At 39.1% G+C, this 15,866-nt stretch carries 16 protein-coding genes; 14 read left to right on the top strand and 2 right to left on the bottom strand.

All coding sequences use genetic code 11. The features are described from left to right. Position 1: 1 nt before the first annotated feature. The 9 genes from phnE (BK581_RS10230) to BK581_RS10190 all read left to right on the top strand — a co-directional run bounded on the left by phnE (BK581_RS10230) (position 2) and on the right by BK581_RS10190 (position 8,680). Entirely contained in the window at positions 2–847 is an 846-nt protein-coding gene (gene phnE, locus BK581_RS10230; RefSeq protein WP_078578070.1) for a phosphonate ABC transporter, permease protein PhnE, read from the top strand. Further along, positions 844–1,644, top strand: coding sequence for a phosphonate ABC transporter, permease protein PhnE (phnE, locus tag BK581_RS10225; RefSeq protein WP_078578069.1), 801 nt, complete (start codon positions 844–846; stop codon positions 1,642–1,644). Before phnE (BK581_RS10230) ends, phnE (BK581_RS10225) begins: the two co-directional genes overlap by 4 nt. A gap of 179 nt (positions 1,645–1,823) precedes the next feature. After that, positions 1,824–2,609, top strand: coding sequence for an HAD family hydrolase (locus BK581_RS10220; RefSeq protein ID WP_169837663.1), 786 nt, complete (start codon positions 1,824–1,826; stop codon positions 2,607–2,609). Between the two features lie 412 nt (positions 2,610–3,021). Continuing rightward, a complete protein-coding gene (nagA, locus tag BK581_RS10215; RefSeq protein WP_078578067.1) occupies positions 3,022–4,188 on the top strand; it encodes an N-acetylglucosamine-6-phosphate deacetylase in 1,167 nt (388 codons plus the stop codon). A 20-nt stretch (positions 4,189–4,208) separates the two neighbouring features. Then, positions 4,209–4,955: a glucosamine-6-phosphate deaminase gene (nagB, locus tag BK581_RS10210; protein WP_078578066.1), complete on the top strand. Its 747-nt coding sequence runs from the start codon at positions 4,209–4,211 to the stop codon at positions 4,953–4,955. A 127-nt stretch (positions 4,956–5,082) separates the two neighbouring features. Beyond that, positions 5,083–5,541, top strand: a complete 459-nt coding sequence (locus BK581_RS10205) for a hypothetical protein (RefSeq protein ID WP_169837661.1) — start codon at positions 5,083–5,085, stop codon at positions 5,539–5,541. 220 nt (positions 5,542–5,761) lie between these two features. Then, the gene (cspD, locus tag BK581_RS10200; protein WP_211273978.1) at positions 5,762–5,962 is read left to right on the top strand and encodes a cold-shock protein CspD; all 201 of its coding nucleotides are present in this window, start codon (positions 5,762–5,764) and stop codon (positions 5,960–5,962) included. Between the two features lie 183 nt (positions 5,963–6,145). Continuing rightward, a complete protein-coding gene (locus BK581_RS10195) occupies positions 6,146–7,147 on the top strand; it encodes a LacI family DNA-binding transcriptional regulator (protein WP_322788434.1) in 1,002 nt (333 codons plus the stop codon). Positions 7,148–7,267: 120 nt separating this feature from the next. Continuing rightward, entirely contained in the window at positions 7,268–8,680 is a 1,413-nt protein-coding gene (locus BK581_RS10190) for a sucrose-specific PTS transporter subunit IIBC (RefSeq protein ID WP_078578063.1), read from the top strand. A gap of 368 nt (positions 8,681–9,048) precedes the next feature. Here BK581_RS10190 and BK581_RS10185 read toward each other — a convergent pair whose 3' ends face one another. Continuing rightward, a complete protein-coding gene (locus BK581_RS10185) occupies positions 9,049–11,106 on the bottom strand; it encodes a flagellar assembly protein A (RefSeq protein ID WP_078578062.1) in 2,058 nt (685 codons plus the stop codon). Between the two features lie 303 nt (positions 11,107–11,409). On the opposite strand from BK581_RS10185, the gene BK581_RS10180 reads away from it, so the two are divergent. Together BK581_RS10180 and crcB are read left to right on the top strand one after the other, a co-directional pair. After that, complete coding sequence (locus BK581_RS10180) at positions 11,410–11,817, top strand: fluoride efflux transporter FluC (protein WP_078578061.1); 408 nt, start codon at positions 11,410–11,412, stop codon at positions 11,815–11,817. Further along, positions 11,814–12,194 carry a fluoride efflux transporter CrcB gene (gene crcB, locus BK581_RS10175; RefSeq protein WP_078578060.1) on the top strand — a complete coding sequence of 127 codons (381 nt, stop codon included), beginning with the start codon at positions 11,814–11,816 and terminating at the stop codon, positions 12,192–12,194. The genes BK581_RS10180 and crcB overlap by 4 nt, the downstream gene beginning before the upstream one ends. A 73-nt stretch (positions 12,195–12,267) precedes the next feature. On the opposite strand, the gene BK581_RS10170 is transcribed toward crcB, so the two are convergent. Then, the gene (locus BK581_RS10170) at positions 12,268–14,238 is read right to left on the bottom strand and encodes a BCCT family transporter (protein WP_322788433.1); all 1,971 of its coding nucleotides are present in this window, start codon (positions 14,236–14,238) and stop codon (positions 12,268–12,270) included. Positions 14,239–14,610: 372 nt separating this feature from the next. Here BK581_RS10170 and csaA point away from each other — a divergent pair, with 372 nt between their 5' ends. Genes csaA through BK581_RS10155 form a run of 3 tightly spaced genes read left to right on the top strand, consistent with a single transcriptional unit; the run spans position 14,611 to position 15,741 of the window. Continuing rightward, positions 14,611–14,943: a chaperone CsaA gene (gene csaA, locus BK581_RS10165; RefSeq protein WP_078578059.1), complete on the top strand. Its 333-nt coding sequence runs from the start codon at positions 14,611–14,613 to the stop codon at positions 14,941–14,943. Further along, a complete protein-coding gene (locus tag BK581_RS10160) occupies positions 14,924–15,424 on the top strand; it encodes a DUF3278 domain-containing protein (protein ID WP_169837657.1) in 501 nt (166 codons plus the stop codon). Before csaA ends, BK581_RS10160 begins: the two co-directional genes overlap by 20 nt. Positions 15,425–15,477: 53 nt before the next feature. Next, complete coding sequence (locus BK581_RS10155; RefSeq protein WP_407690350.1) at positions 15,478–15,741, top strand: DUF4440 domain-containing protein; 264 nt, start codon at positions 15,478–15,480, stop codon at positions 15,739–15,741. Positions 15,742–15,866 lie beyond the last annotated feature (125 nt).

The raw sequence follows: 15,866 nt of genomic DNA, 5'->3' as shown, positions 1-15,866 counted from the left end.
CATGAGCTCTTTAGCAAAACAACTTACTCAGCCATTAAATAAAACAACGAAGCGTGACTTAATGCCCGAATTAAAGCGGCGAAGGAAAATGGTCTTACAAAACCGGTTAGTTATTTTGACAATCATAACAGCTTTAATAGTATGGGCTTGGCATGGCACAGGGTTTAGTCTTTCATTTATATATACAGGTGCAGCAAATATGACCGCGTTCATATTTACGGAATTACTACCACCAGATTTTTCAGCTGCCGGTCGTTATATCCAGCCAGCTCTCCAAACCTTATATATGAGCTTCGTAGGCATGATATTTGCTGTTGTTTTTTCACTCGTACTTGGATTTATGGCTGCGAAAAATACGTCATTTCATCCTGTATTAGCGTTTAGTTCAAGGGCATTTATTGCTTTTTTAAGAGCCATTCCCGCCATCATTTGGGGGATGACACTGGTCGTTGCGTTTGGGATCGGTTCACTGGCGGGAACCCTTGCTTTAGGACTTTCAGGCATTGGCGTTTTAGGAAAAGCATTTGCTGATGTTCTAGAAGAGATTGATAGCGCCCAAGTGGAAGCAGTAAAAGCCACTGGTGCTTCCTGGTTTCAAACAATGGGTCAAGGTGTGTGGCCTCAGTTTAAAACAGGGTTTGTGGCATGGTCTCTCTATAAAATGGATTTAAATATTCGCGAAGCGGCTGTTTTAGGCTTAATAGGGGCAGGGGGCATTGGCTATACCCTGCAAGGGAATATCAATTTGTTTCAATATAAACAAGCGAGTGTCGGCATTATCATGATCTTTGTGCTCATTCTGAGTGTTGAATTTACCACAGCTAAAATAAGGGAGAAGTTATTATGACACCTTATGTGAATCAAAAAAAACAGCTGACAAAAGTGATATATAGCGGTTTATTTCTTATCATTTTTATATTTAGTCTCGTACAAGTTGGCATTTTAGATAGACGACTCTTTGAAGCGCCATCAAGGGTGGAATCTTTACTGATTGGTATGTTTCCTCCGGCTATTTCTGAGCCGATTGACATTGCTGGAGCCGCTATTGAATCTCTACAAGTAGCTGTAATGGGTACGTTATGGGGAATTGTTTTTTCCATTGTATTAGCGATGTTTGCTGCTAAAAATGTGGCACCTCATATAAGTATTAGTTACGGAGTGAAAGCATTTGCTGCCTTCGTTAGAGCGGTTCCTGCATTAATATGGGCGTTACTCTTTATCGTAGCTATAGGCCTTGGACCGACTCCTGGCATATTAGCTCTTGCTGTCAACAGTATTGGTATGCTGTTGAAGGTATACGCTGAAGCAATAGAAGAAATCGATCAAGGCGTCATTGAAGCACTAAAAGCGACGGGAGCCTCTAAGTTCCAGGTCATTATGCAAGGGGTCATGCCAAGTGTCATGTCAATTATTATTTCATGGTCCATCTTTAGATTTGACATTAATATTCGATATGCTGCTGTATTAGGGGTCGTAGGAGCAGGGGGGATTGGTTGGGAGCTAGTCCGAGCTTCCCGTATCATGGCTTACGATGAGGTGCTCGGAATTACACTCGTTATTTTCGCCATGATTTTATGTGCTGAGCTCCTAACGCGTTATTTAAAGAACAAATCTGATAGAGTCACTTTACAAGCAATGGAATAGTTCTCTCGCCTGGCGATCTCTCGTCAGATTTTACTATTAGACGGAAGGTGTTAATAAGTGGGGGGAGATTTACAAGATTTTAATGTATGACATATTATGCAAACATACCATTAAAATGAGGTTAATAAAAGGACATTATAATGAAAAAGGAGAGGATAAACGGAAAGGAAGGAAAACAAATGAAAATTAAGGCAGTGTTTATTGATATGGATGGCACTTTATTAACACATGATCATGTTATTTCACCGCGAAATTTACAAGTTATTCATCATTTAAAACAACAAGGTGTTTACGTTTTTCTTGCCACAGGTAGACAAATGGACATTACTGTACCATATCATCAGATGCTAGGTCTTAAGACACCAATGATATGCCTTAATGGAGCAGCTATTTATGAGTCATTTTCGTTAGACCCATTAATCCTTAGAACATTCTGGCTTGAAAAAACATTACATGATATAGTTGTAAATTCCTCTGGTAACGTTATTATTCACACTACACATGGTATGTATTGTAAAGAGTTAGACAGTGTGGTGCAAAGATGGGTACAAGAAGGGCATAAAGGCCCCGTTTATGTAGGCGACTTAACAAAAATTAGATGTGAAAATGCTCTGAAATATAGTGTGATGGCTCGCTCACTTGATCGTTCACTCGATCAGGTTATTCAACATAAGAATGACATCATTAGGTGGCAGGACGGAATCGAAATAGGACCAAAAGGTGTGTCAAAGTGGACTGGGATACAGTATGTTATGAATAAATACCGACTTACAAAACATGACGTGATCGCCATCGGTGATGGACCTAATGATATGGAAATGCTTAAAGAAGCTGGCACAGGTGTGGCTATGGGGAATGCTGGAAATGGTGTAAAAGCGGTAGCAGATTTTATTGCGCTTCCTTGTGAGGATGATGGGCTGGCTGACTTTATCGAAAAGCATATTCTTACATCTTTTTCAGCCTAAAACACACTACCAATCCAAAACTCGCTTAGTCTCCAATAGTGAAGTTACAGGGTTTAACGATGTCATCATTGCAAGGGAGTGACGTGGAGACTTTCTGAGGCGATTGGTCATCGTTAAACTTGTGCTCATTTGGTATGTGTATCGTGTTATGTGTATGTGAAAAAAACAGCCCCAAAATTGTTTATAAGGATTAACAATGCTTAGTTGAATATTTTATAGGCATATTAGAGAAAAGCAAATCTAAGCTGCTTGTATTAAAAATCTAAAGAAATTAAACGTCAAGTGGTGCAAGAGCATACATTACGTTTAGTGGTATAGACAACTAAACATATGTGTGATACACTTTTTATAGTGATCTCGTTAAGATGGGGAAGGTTAATTACCCTCTTACATGAGGAAAGGAAGAAGATATATGAAATCAATTTGTTTTAATAATGCCATTTTATATAGTGAAGCAGGGAAAATAAAAGAGCCAGTCATCTCAATTAAAAACAGCCAAATTGTGTCCATTAAAACCAAGTCGGAGGTTGCTTCCATCGATGAGGAAGTTAGATTTAATGAATCTGAGCCTGTAGCGATCGTGCCAGGCTTCATTGATATACATATACACGGGGCTGCAGGTGCTGATGTCATGGATGGAGAAGCGGGGGCTTTACAAACAATGAGACACGCCCTTCCAGCAGAAGGCACTACTTCTTTTTTAGCGACGACCATTACGCAACAACCAGAGGCCAAGCTAAAGGCACTAAAGGTTGTAAAAGAGGTTATCCTCCAACAAGATAAACGAGGAGCCGAGATTCTAGGTGTTCATCTGGAAGGACCGTTTATTTCTAAAAAGCGTGCCGGAGCCCAGCCAGCTGAATTTATTCAGCAAGCTGATACAGCGCCTTTTCAAGCATTTCAGGAAGCTAGTGGCCATTATATTAAGCTTGTGACGATGGCACCTGAAGAGGATCCAAGTGGCAAGTTGATCTCTCTTCTATGTGATCAACAAATCATTGCTTCAATAGGTCATTCGGATGCCACTTATGATGAGATGGTCGAGGCTATCGAGAAAGGGATGAATCATGTCACTCACCTCTTTAATGGGATGAAAGGGGTTCATCATCGAGATTTAGGTGTGGCAGGTGCTGCTCTGTTGCATGATGAGTTAAACACGGAACTAATTGTAGATGGTATTCATGTTTCTCCTCCCGTGGTTAAGCTTGCGTACAAATCAAAAGGGCCGGATAAGCTTATTTTAATTACGGATGCTATGAGAGCAAAAGGATTGGCTGAAGGGGAGTCCACTCTAGGAGGACAAAAAGTATCCGTGAAGCACGATAGAGCCACTTTAGAAGATGGGACATTGGCAGGAAGTGTTTTGAAAATGAATGACGCTATAAAAAATATGATGATATTTACTGGCTGTTCGTTGGAAGAGGCAGTGCAAATGGCTACATTAAATCCTGCTAGACAACTCCGTATCGATGATCGAAAAGGCAGTCTAGCAGCTGGGAAAGATGCAGACTTTACTGTATTATCTCCGGATATGACAGTACTACAAACGTATGTGATGGGAGAGAAGGTATTTGGCTAAAAGAAAGGGAGGAAAAAAGTATGAAAATTATAAAGGTAGCAAACTATGAGGCGATGAGTATTGAAGGGGCAGATCATATTTTAACACAACTAATAAAGAAGCGATTGAACGTTCTCGGGTTGGCTACAGGAGGAACACCTGAAGGCCTATACCAGATTTTACGCGAGAAAATCAACGAAAAGGCGCTATCGCTCAATCATCTTCATACTGTAAATTTAGATGAATATATCGGTTTACCCGCTGATTCACCAGCAAGTTATCATTATTATATGCAGGATATATTCTTTAAACATATCCCAATTCCAAAAGAGAATACACACCTACCAAATGGATATGTTGATGATGTGGTGGAGGAATGTACAAGATATGAAGAGTTAATTGAAAGCCTTGGAGGAGTAGATTTACAGCTGCTTGGGATTGGACAGAACGGTCATATCGGGTTTAATGAGCCTGGTAGCCCCTTTAATGGACGGACAAGAATCGTTGATTTAGCACCTTCTACTATTGAAGCGAATGCTCGTTATTTTTCTTCAAAAAATGATGTTCCACGACAAGCAATCACGATGGGCATTAAAACCATTATGAAAAGCAGACAAATTCTACTCTTAGCGTCTGGTAAGGAAAAAGCAGAGGCGGTTAAAGCATTGATAGAAGGTGATCAATCGGAAGACATACCTGCCACTGCTTTACAAGGTCATCCACATTTAACAGTTATCGCAGATGAAGCGGCATTAAGTGGTGTCACACGTACTTTCTCATCCGTCTAAGTTTGAAATAATCACCGAAATTTTAAGTGGTTGAAGCCCGTCTTAACCGGACTAACAGTATAAAAATAGTGCTAATTTAGTGTACAATAAACATATGCTTTCCATTTAAAAATAAAAGCAGGTGTTTATGATGAAATCACTATCATTAGTTGTCATGCTACTATCCGTCATCACATTTCGAAGCTGTGATGATTTAAATCCGCATGATGATGTGACATTAGGGTTAGATTCTGTTTATTCAGGTGGCACATTGTACTTAACACCGTATGTTGTTTATGAGGGAGAAGAAGAAGCAACCTTTCAGTTCGGTAGTAGTATAGCATGGATAGATAAAGTGGAGCAGGAAGACGAGATTATCTATCAGTATGAAGGTGAGCCAGTGGATGTTGATCAGAAAACCACATTGGGACATGAAGATGAACGGGGTGGATTTACGATAGAACTGACTGTTGAACCGGGGATTTATGATGTGTATCTCACAGCCGAATATTTTATGCATATAGGGGAATGGCCTGAAGAAAATATGCCACCAGAGTATGGGCATTTTAAAATTCAAACAATAGACATTCAAGGAAATGGTGATTAGTCATTGGGAAAGCGATGGAGTGAAAACGCATAACGTATTGATACTTAAAGGATTTCTTTTGAAAATAAACCTCTTCATCCTTGCCTTTAATTGGATTGTATGATAAAGTTAAGCAGTAAGTTTTATTTGAATTCGAAAAACACATTTCGGCCTCAACTAAGTATTTTGTAAGGCATGAAACGTTTTGCGGTATTCAAAGATTTTATTTAAGGAGGCCGTTATTATGACAGGCAAAGTAAAATGGTTTAACTCAGAAAAAGGTTTTGGATTTATCGAGCGTGAAGATGGAGATGACGTATTCGTTCACTTCTCAGCTATCCAAGATGAAGGATTTAAAACTTTAGAAGAAGGTCAAGAGGTAGAATTCGAAATCGTCGAAGGAAATCGTGGGCCACAAGCTTCTAACGTTGTTAAACTCTAATTAATTGTCTAACACATACGTACCTGCTCCGCTCATATGAGGGGGCAGGTTTTTTACATGATTGCGAAATAAAATGGCCTATATATGTCGTTTAAAACGCTTATATTTGATAATATGGTGGAGCAATGACTTAACGGATGATCGAGGAGGCGCTACTTTGTTGGCGTGAACGAGGTGAATGAGATGGACGAGATGGTAACGATAAATGATATTGCAGATTTAGCAGGAGTTTCACGAACGACAGTCTCACGTGTTTTAAATAGTTCTGGTTATGTGAGCGAGAAGGCAAGGAAAAAAGTATTAAAGGTAATCGAACAAACAGGCTATGTTCCTAGTGAGCATGCTAAGTCATTACGAACGAAGAAAACGAAGGTTATCGGTGTCCTTTTACCAAAAGTAAGTACGGAAACAATCAGTCGTATTGTGGAGGGAATCGAGTATGTATTAAGTGAGAATGGCTACCATATTTTACTTGCCAGCGCTAATTTAGTGGCAGCAAAAGAATTAGAGCATTTGCAGCTGTTACAGAGCAGGCGTGTAGAAGGGATTATCTTAGTAGCGACAAATACAAATGATGAGTTAGTTAAGATGATTCAAAGTTTGACTATACCTGTTACAGCATTAGGGCAAGATATTCCAGGTGTGTCGTGTGTTCTTTATAAAGATTATGAAGCAGCTTACGATGTTGTCTCATTGCTCATAAAAAAAGGGCATACACGTATTGGTTTTATAGGTGTGGATGAAGCGGACCCGGCTGTTGGAATAGAAAGGAAAAAAGCTTACTATGATTGCATGAAGAAAGCAGGATTGGAAGTGGAAGAAGGCTGGGTTCAAAAAGGTGTGTTTAATATTGATTCAGGTGCTGCGGCGATGGAACGTATGTTGAAAAAATCAGACAGACAACCTACGGCCGTTTTTGCGGTGACAGATCGCTTAGCAGTAGGTGCGATGCAAACACTAAAACAAGAAGGAGTCGCTGTTCCAGATACTATGTCTGTTATGAGTATTGGAGCATCTGATTTATCTGAGTATGTCACACCACCGCTAGCAACAGTGAATTATTTTCATGAGAAGGCTGGAAGAGAAACAGCAAAGCTCATGCTAACTCAAATTAGGACAAAGGAGGTTTCTACAAAAAAAATTTCTATGGACTATAGACTTATTGAAAGAGATAGTTTATTATAGAGGTGGAATCGGTTACATTGGTGTTTATCTTCTTTTTTTATAATGTGGAATCGATTCCATAGTCTAAATGCATTATTTTTATTTTCTTGTAGATAATTATTATGAGAGGAGTGTTTTTCAATGTCTGATGAAAATCGTCAAATTGCAAAAGAAATTATAGAAGCTATCGGAGGACAGGACAACATTTCATCAGTTGCCCACTGTGCCACAAGACTTCGGATCATGTTGAAAGACAAAGAGAAAATTGATCAAGAAAAAGTAGAAAGTGTGGATAAAGTTAAAGGTGCTTTCTATAACTCTGGACAATTTCAAATCATTTTTGGAACGGGTACGGTTAACCGTATCTATGAACAAGTCATTAATTTAGGAGCACCAGAGTCATCAACATCAGAGCAAAAAAATGAAGCTAAGCAACAAGGAACAAAGATTCAGCGTATGTTACGAACGTTCGGGGATATCTTTGTACCAATTATTCCAGTTCTTGTAGCAACCGGTTTATTCATGGGGTTGAGAGGGTTAATTACCCAACCAGAAGTTCTCGGATTATTCGGAATGACCCCTGAGGATATTCCAGCAAACTTTTTATTGTTTACTGAAGTGTTAACGGATACAGCATTTGCATTCTTACCAGCACTTATTGCTTGGTCAACGTTTCGGGTATTTGGAGGAAGTCCTGTTATAGGGATTGTACTCGGTCTTATGCTCGTGAACCCTGTATTGCCAAATGCGTATGCGGTAGGTTCAGGAGATGCTGACCCACTCATGTTTCTAGGATTCATCCCGGTTGTTGGGTATCAAGGATCAGTTTTACCGGCATTTATCGCAGGTATAGTGGGAGCGAAATTAGAAAAATGGTTAAGACAACGAGTTCCAGAAGCTTTAGACTTAATTCTTACACCGTTTCTTACGTTGTTAATTATGATCACTGCTGCGTTGTTTGTTATAGGACCAATCTTTTCATTGGTAGAAAGCGGTATCATGACAGGAACTCTTGTAGTACTTGAACTGCCACTTGGCTTAAGCGGATTGATTGTCGGTGGACTTCACCAAGTGATCGTTATTACCGGGGTGCACCATATCTTTAATTTGTTTGAGATTCAACTACTAAATCAGTATGATTTAAATCCATTTAATGCTCTTATTACCGCAGGTATTGCTGCGCAAGGTGGAGCAGCACTTGCGGTCGGTCTGAAGACAAAGTCGAAAAAATTAAAAGCTTTGGCATTGCCATCATCTTTTTCAGCTTTCTTAGGTATTACAGAGCCAGCTATTTTCGGTGTAAACCTACGATACATCAAACCATTCATTATGGGGCTGATTGGTGGCGCAGCCGGTGGTTTCTTTGCAGCATTGTTCAACTTACAAGCATCAGGAATGGCTATAACGGTTATCCCGGGATCACTGTTATACATTTATGAACTGCCAAGCCTTCTTCTTTACGTTATTACCAATGTGATTGCACTTGGCGTTGCTTTTATCCTAACGTGGATGTTTGGATTCAATGATAAAATTAAAGAGTCTATTGATGGTTAAGAACTGACATCAAGCTGTTCCAAAAGGAAATTTTGGAACAGCTTTTTAATTGTAGCGTCTTTTTACTATCTTTAATTAAGCTTTGACAAAAAGGATAGAAGTGACTGTCGCCTATAACAGTAGGTTATAGAGGAGGGATTTTTACATCAAACGTCAATAATTTTTTGGCAAATAAAAGCACTTTACATTAGCTCGCTTAAAGCGAATTTTGCAAAGTGCTTTTAGTGTATAAAGCTTGCGGCTCAACATAGAGAGGAAGGGTAATTTTATTTAGACGAGGCTAACAGTCGGTAAAGTCCTGATTGACTCAACGACCAATCAGTGGGAGAAGGCGAAACGCCCACTGATTGAAGGTTCGTTTGAGCCTGCTAATATAAGGTCACAACGTCATCAGCATCGAGCCTTGCTCGAACCATTGAATGGCTCTTAGTAAAGACATATTGCCGATCACCTATTTTTAGGGTGACATCAGGGTGAACTTCTTTTATTTTAATTGTTTGATCGTAAGGAACTTCAATCAATGTTTTAACACCACCAGCAGATCCTGCCACACCGATCTCCACACCTTCTTTAGCGAATAGTTTTCCCCCAATCATCTGTCCATCAATTTGAACATTTCCATCTGAGTGAATGATTGTATGAACACAACCTTTACCTTGAATATGAATATCTCCATTACAATGAAGTTCACTGTTCATGGCGTATTGAACAACGATAGAAGAGTGATTTTGAAGTGGGCTTTGACATACTTCTAATAATTTAGCCCCGGCATGCACAAACTTTTCTAAATCCTTTATCGTTTTAAATTGGTTGTGGTGATAGATGAGGATACCTTTGTATAAGGAAACAGCAAAACTTTGCCAGCTCTTATCTAACACATTTTGTTTCGTATTAATGGTATTTAATAAATCCTTTGCAAGCGGAATAAGCGTTTTAAATTTGGATTCAGTCAGCAGTTTGATCACAGGTCCAAGACTTTGGTTAATGGCATAAGTTTGTTGGAAGTTTTCAGTCTGGACAAGCTGTTTAACCACTTGCGTAAATGGCGTAAGTACTTCCATAAACGGAGCTAATTTTTTAGTCATCTCTTCGAATACTAAACTGTTTTTACCGGCGACTAACGAGCTTTTGATGGCATTTGCTCCAACGGTAATCTTATTTCGTGTTTGAACGGAGCTGTGAAGAACACTTTTGTGAATCCATGCTGATCCCTCAGCATTTACAACCATATGTTCATTAACGTGGCCTGAAATTTCAACATCACCTACGAAATGAATGTTACCATCCTCTAAGTTTAAGTCTCCACGGTGCTGGAGTTTTGGTAGAATATATACTTTGAGCATTTGACCTGTTCGATCCACTTTAGGTCGGCCATTTTCTACAGCGATGATTTTATTTTCTTCTTCTAAAAATGTAACCCCTTGTCCGGGTTTTAGAAGAATAGGGTCCCCAGCTTCCGCCTTTAATGTTTCACCGAATACACTTACGCCATCTTCACCTGGAGTCGGATCTTCTACTGTTCCTAATAGCTCTCCTTTTTCAATAGAGGGGATATAAATGGATTCGCGGAAATCGATTGTCCCGTCATGCTTTTCGGCAAACGCTTTTGTACGTTCTTTTAGGTCTATTTCGAAGTGTACTTTACCATCATCACCATGCTTAGGAAGTACACCTTCAGCTATAATAAATGTTTCCGTTTTTAAGGTGATACAAGCTTCTTGGATCATTGCCTTGTTTATACCTGTATTTATGCCCATTGTTTCAAGTTGTTGATAGACATCTTCCACAGTTAATTGATTGTTAGGTTGTTTACGGTGGTTTGGCTTTAAGACTATTTTCTCTGATGGGGGATGGTCTTCTAAATAAGCAACAAGATAATAGCCAGGCGTTACACTGAGAATGGCCTGTTGTTTCTCTTCATTTACTTCAATGGACCATTCGGTTTCCACGATAGTCGTTTCAAAATCAATTTCCAGTTGATCACCTTTAGTAAGGGTCGTCTGATTTTCAACCTTTTCACCATTTTTCATTAAAGTGATGCCATCTGTTAATTCAACCACAGGCTTTTTTGTCTCAGAATCTTGGTAATACAAATTACTGTCTTTAATCCACGCCTTGCCTTCCCACGTGTTGATAATGTCAGTGGGTAAGGCAGATTGTCGCAAATCAAAAGAAGGGTTTTCTTTCATCTCATTTATAAGCCACTCTTCCCAATCGGTGGTTACGCTTTCAACTTCTGGTTTATCTATTTTAGAAACCATTATCTTTGCTTTGGATCTAGCTAAGCCAAATAGCTTCTGAGAGCTTTCCTCAATAATTTCAATATAAACATCGTCTTTCTCCAATTGTAGTTCATTTAGCGCCTTTTCTATAGCTGATTCAACACTTTTGCCTTGAAACATAAGAGCATCTTTCAAAGCAATCACCGCCCCTCTATTTAATAGTGAGTGAAGTTATTTTATGTAAAATTTCCGCCACGCGTTATTCTTTTTAGTGAATAACAAGTTCACATAAAATAATAATAAATCCATTATTAATATCTAAAAGATTGTAAATTTATAGAATATTTATACTTACATTGTACCTTATTTTCGAAGTGATGAAAACTATTAAAACATAAATAAGTCTATAAGCATAGGCCGGTAATAGGGCGAAACTTTTATAATACATAGGGATGACTTATAATAGTGATAAAGCAATTGATGATGTTTAAGATAAAGGTGATTTTAATGAAACAGCAGTTAGCGATTCTACTATCTATTTTTATTGGGGGGGTTCTGGGTACTCTACTGCGTTATGCAATTAATTTACAAACGATAAACTTGCTATTCCCATTAGGAACTATTTTAGAAAATTTACTAGGAAGCTTCTTACTTGGCGCTCTCACAGGATGGGGAGCTGTAAAAGTGCTCCCGGGTGCTTGGAAAGAGGGGATAGGTGTCGGTTTTTGTGGCGGATTTACGACCATGTCAACACTAGCGGCTGATACTGTATTTATAGGCGGTGAACGCTCTCTTATGGCAGCTGCTGTTTACATAATCATCTCCCTTTTCGGAGGTGTCATCCTTGCGTTAGCCGGGTTAAAAGCAGGTGAAGAGGTAGCATCAAGACGGCAAAAAGCAGGTGATTTATTATGACGGTTTTATTAGTTGCAGTAGGGGGAGGCCTAGGGGCGGTTTCGAGATATTTACTTGGAAATTTAATAAAAGCTAGGACGAAGGAGAGACGTATTCCTACCGCGATGCTTATCGTTAATATTCTTGGTGCATTCGGACTCGGTTTGTTTTTCGGATGGGTCTATCGGGAAGTGCCCTCAATGGTTTATGATGATCTTCGGTATTTATTTATTGGTGTTGGTTTTTTTGGTGCGTTTACAACGTTCTCAACGTTTAGTATAGAAACCTCTACTCTTATCAGAAAAAAGAAATGGCGGGATTGTGCTTTATATGTTGGTAGCTCTATTATAGGAAGTATTATGTGTTTCGTTCTCGCCATGCTGATTACGGCAGGTTAAAAAGAGTTAACGGATATGAATGTCTACAGCCAGAGAGACTAGATCAGTCCTCTGGCTGGAGAGAATAGTAAGATTAATGGTCGTTATCTGTTCTTTTATTCTTTTTACGAATGACGTCTTCACCTTTTTTCTGGTCATTTTCATTACTCGGTAACTGATCGCCTGTGTCTTCTCGTAAATCTTCATATATTTTATCTTTAAATTGTTCATAAACTTCTTGTTTAATCTCGTTGTAAACATCGTCTTTGACTTGTTCGTAGACTTCCTCTTTAATCTCCTCATAAGCTTCCTCTTTAAAATCTTCATAGACGTCTTCTTTAACTTGTTCATACACTTTAGTTTTTAGTGTGCTACTCGCATCGTCTTTAAAGTCATCATACACGTCGTCTTTCATTTGCTCATACATGTCCTCTTTAATTTCTTCATAAGCCTCTTCTTTGAAATCATCATAAATCGTATCCTTCATACCACTGTACACTTCTTCTTTCACTTTCCTTCGTTCGCGCTTTGATTTTCGCAGCTTATCCATTCTTAAATCTTTTCCCATCATAATTAGGAGAGAGAACATCATCACGAGCATGATAAAAGCAAATGGTAGAGCCGCGACAATGGAGGCTGTTTGTAAACCTTCTAGTCCGCCACTTATTAATAAAACACTGGCCGTACCAGCGATAAGAAACCCCCAAATAATTTTTATACTCAATTTCGGGTTGAGGCTACCGGAACTGGTCATAGCTCCAAGAACATAAGAAGCAGAGTCTGCGGAGGTAATAAAAAAGATAATGATCAATAAGACAGCGAGAAGACTCGTTATGAAGCTAAGTGGTAAATGGCCTAAAGTGGTGAACAAGGCAACTTCCACTTCCTCCATTACAAGGATCCCGATCTGCTCATTACCTGCTAAAATCATATCAAGTGCAGAACCTCCGAAAGATGTGAACCAAATGGCTGCTAAAACAGACGGAACAATTAACACACCAGCTACAAATTCACGAATTGTACGTCCTCGTGAGATGCGAGCGATAAAGATTCCCATAAAAGGTGCCCATGAAATATGCCAAGCCCAAAAGAAAATCGTGTTGTTTCCTAACCATTCCCCATCACCGAAAGGGTCAAGATCTAGGCTCATTTGCGTGACATTTGCTATGTAGCCACCTAGCGTCGTTACGAAATTTTGTGCAATAAATAATGTGGGTCCTACGATAATCACAAAAAGTAACAGTAAAGCAGCGATACTTAAGTTAATCGTACTTAAAATTTTGATTCCTTTATTTACACCTGTAGCAGCAGAAAATATAAATAAAACCGTTACGATTGCAATAATCGTAAATTGGGTTGTGGCAGTGTTATGTATCCCTTCAATAAGATAAGAGAGGCCACCGGATATTTGGAGGGCACTCAACCCGAAGGTGGTTGCCACACCAGTTGAGGTAGCAAGGACAGCTAACGTGTCGATCCCTTTACCGAAAGTTCCGTAAGCTTTATCTCCTAAAATAGGATGAAACGCTGAGCTAATTAACGCAGGCTGGTCCTTACGAAATTGCACATATGCCAACGTTAAAGCGACGAGAGAAAAGATTGCCCATGGATGGAGCGCCCAATGAAAGACGCCATAGCGTAAGCCAGCAGCAGCTCTCACACCGTCTGAAGCATTAACATAGTCAGGGTGTGGGTCAAAATAATACAACACGGGTTCTGCGACACCCCAGAAGACGAAACCGACGCCAATCCCTGCAGAAAATAGCATGCCGAGCCATGTGAAAAATTTATATTCGGGTTTTTCGTGCTGTTTGCCAAGCTTTAACTTGCCAAAAGGGCTAATGGCCAAAAATAAAACAAAGGCGATAAAAAAAGCGGTAGATAACATGTAAAACCAGCCGAAATTATCCAATGTAAATATAAGGGCACTTTCTGATATGCTTGCTAATGAGCCAGGTCCTATTGCCCCCCACAGCACAAATAATGCTACGAGTGGTGCTGAAACGTAAAAGACGATGTTTGGTTTTTTTGTTTTATATTCGTATTTTTCCATAGTAGATGGCATCCAATTGGATGATCCTCCTTCCGTTATGTAGACCAATAATAGATAAATGACACTGGCGATAATAACTACACTTTCCCGTTTATTTATCAAGTGAAACACCATTATTATTATGTAGGTTTGGGAAATATCACCCAAGAAAAAGAGCAAAATGACTGTGGGATAGTGATGTCATTTGAGCGGACATGTGTCATCAAATTTGATCCTAGACGGGACAGCAACGTATAAAATTTAGAAAAATGTCACGGTTTTGAAGGGAAACAGGCAACTCTTAAGAATTAATTAATAGAGCACACTAAAAAAATGTTGTTTCTAATGTGTAGCTTGGTTGTATGAGAGAATAATCTTACACAAATAATGATAGAGGTGATAGGTATGGCAACCATTGACGATTTTCAAAAGCTAGATATGAGAGTTGGAACAGTTATAGAAGCACAGCCCTTCCCTGAAGCACGTGTCCCTGCTATTAAATTAAAGGTTGATTTCGGTGCTGAACTTGGGGTGAAACAATCAAGTGCTCAAATTACAAAACGATATAGCCCGAAAGAACTTATTGGCAGGCAGGTAGTGGCTGTCGTTAACTTTCCACCAATGAAGATCGCTGGATTTTCATCAGAAGTGCTTGTCATGGGAGGAATTCCGGAAAAAGGGGATGTTATCTTGTTAAATGTAGATGGGAAAGTTCCTAATGGCACTAAGATTAGTTGAAGAGAGGGATAGAGGTAGAAGCTTAATGGACTCTTGGATCTCTTTCTTATTACCAAATGATGAATATAAGAAACTCAAGATGTTATATTTTTTCGCAGAAGGCGCCATAATGCTCTTTCTTTTTCTTATCGTAATGACTGTCGGCAACAGGTATTTTAATGTGAATATAGAAGTAATCTTATTGGCATCTATTGCACTCTTCCTCTTTTACGTGTGTGGAAGATATATAGTATCAGGTATCGAATATACGGATGTTGCAACAGAAGAGACGTATAGAAAAGCGTTCAGATTGATAGTCATAAGAACAATGGGTTTTGTTGTTATTTTCCTATCGTTATATATTATTTTCATGAATGGACTTACAAGTCTAACTGAAGGTATTGAATTGTTAGGATTATTAATAAGTGTTAGCTTAGTATGGTTTTTATCGAGTTATATTTCTTTAAAACGTTCTTACAAGAAAAATAAAGAATTATTATAAAATAACAGATGGTTCTGGAGACATAAGGAAAGTAAGGTGTTGCAGAAGTGGATATGGCGTTAAAGGAACATTTAAAAGAGTTAGAGGAAAGCCACATAAACCTAGCTGTTCGCCATAATCGTGAAAAACTAGAGGCAATTCTGGCAGACCAGTTCTTTGAAATAGGGAGTTCAGGGTATAGGTATGATAAAAAAGAGTGTCTTGAAACTGGAGTTGTATTGTCGGAGATGTCACTACATCAGTATGAACTTTATCCGTTAGCACCCGATGTCGTTTTATCACAGATAAGCGTCCGTAAACCTCCGGGCTTAAAATAGACAGGAGAGGTAACTCTATTTAGGCGGGAACTAACGGACGCTAATGTCCTGATTGACTCCACTACCAATCAGTGGAAAAAGAACGAACCTCCCCCTGATTGAAGGTTCGTTTTATCAACTTATTT

The organism is Salipaludibacillus agaradhaerens (assembly GCF_002019735.1).
Lineage (GTDB): Bacteria > Bacillota > Bacilli > Bacillales > Salisediminibacteriaceae > Salipaludibacillus > Salipaludibacillus agaradhaerens.
The sequence above is the reverse complement of the archived record's forward strand: the minus strand, read 5'-3'. Positions and strand labels throughout refer to the sequence as shown.

What these genes read in the sequence shown, in the direction of transcription:
- phnE (WP_078578070.1), top strand. Translation starts at nt 2, where the DNA reads ATGAGCTCTTTAGCAAAACAACTTACTCAGCCATTAAATAAAACAACG.
- phnE (WP_078578069.1), top strand. Translation starts at nt 844, where the DNA reads ATGACACCTTATGTGAATCAAAAAAAACAGCTGACAAAAGTGATATAT.
- BK581_RS10220 (WP_169837663.1), top strand. Translation starts at nt 1,824, where the DNA reads ATGAAAATTAAGGCAGTGTTTATTGATATGGATGGCACTTTATTAACA.
- nagA (WP_078578067.1), top strand. Translation starts at nt 3,022, where the DNA reads ATGAAATCAATTTGTTTTAATAATGCCATTTTATATAGTGAAGCAGGG.
- nagB (WP_078578066.1), top strand. Translation starts at nt 4,209, where the DNA reads ATGAAAATTATAAAGGTAGCAAACTATGAGGCGATGAGTATTGAAGGG.
- BK581_RS10205 (WP_169837661.1), top strand. Translation starts at nt 5,083, where the DNA reads ATGATGAAATCACTATCATTAGTTGTCATGCTACTATCCGTCATCACA.
- BK581_RS10195 (WP_322788434.1), top strand. Translation starts at nt 6,146, where the DNA reads ATGGACGAGATGGTAACGATAAATGATATTGCAGATTTAGCAGGAGTT.
- BK581_RS10190 (WP_078578063.1), top strand. Translation starts at nt 7,268, where the DNA reads ATGTCTGATGAAAATCGTCAAATTGCAAAAGAAATTATAGAAGCTATC.
- BK581_RS10180 (WP_078578061.1), top strand. Translation starts at nt 11,410, where the DNA reads ATGAAACAGCAGTTAGCGATTCTACTATCTATTTTTATTGGGGGGGTT.
- crcB (WP_078578060.1), top strand. Translation starts at nt 11,814, where the DNA reads ATGACGGTTTTATTAGTTGCAGTAGGGGGAGGCCTAGGGGCGGTTTCG.
- BK581_RS10170 (WP_322788433.1), bottom strand. Translation starts at nt 14,238, where the DNA reads ATGCCATCTACTATGGAAAAATACGAATATAAAACAAAAAAACCAAAC.
- csaA (WP_078578059.1), top strand. Translation starts at nt 14,611, where the DNA reads ATGGCAACCATTGACGATTTTCAAAAGCTAGATATGAGAGTTGGAACA.
- BK581_RS10160 (WP_169837657.1), top strand. Translation starts at nt 14,924, where the DNA reads ATGGCACTAAGATTAGTTGAAGAGAGGGATAGAGGTAGAAGCTTAATG.
- BK581_RS10155 (WP_407690350.1), top strand. Translation starts at nt 15,478, where the DNA reads ATGGCGTTAAAGGAACATTTAAAAGAGTTAGAGGAAAGCCACATAAAC.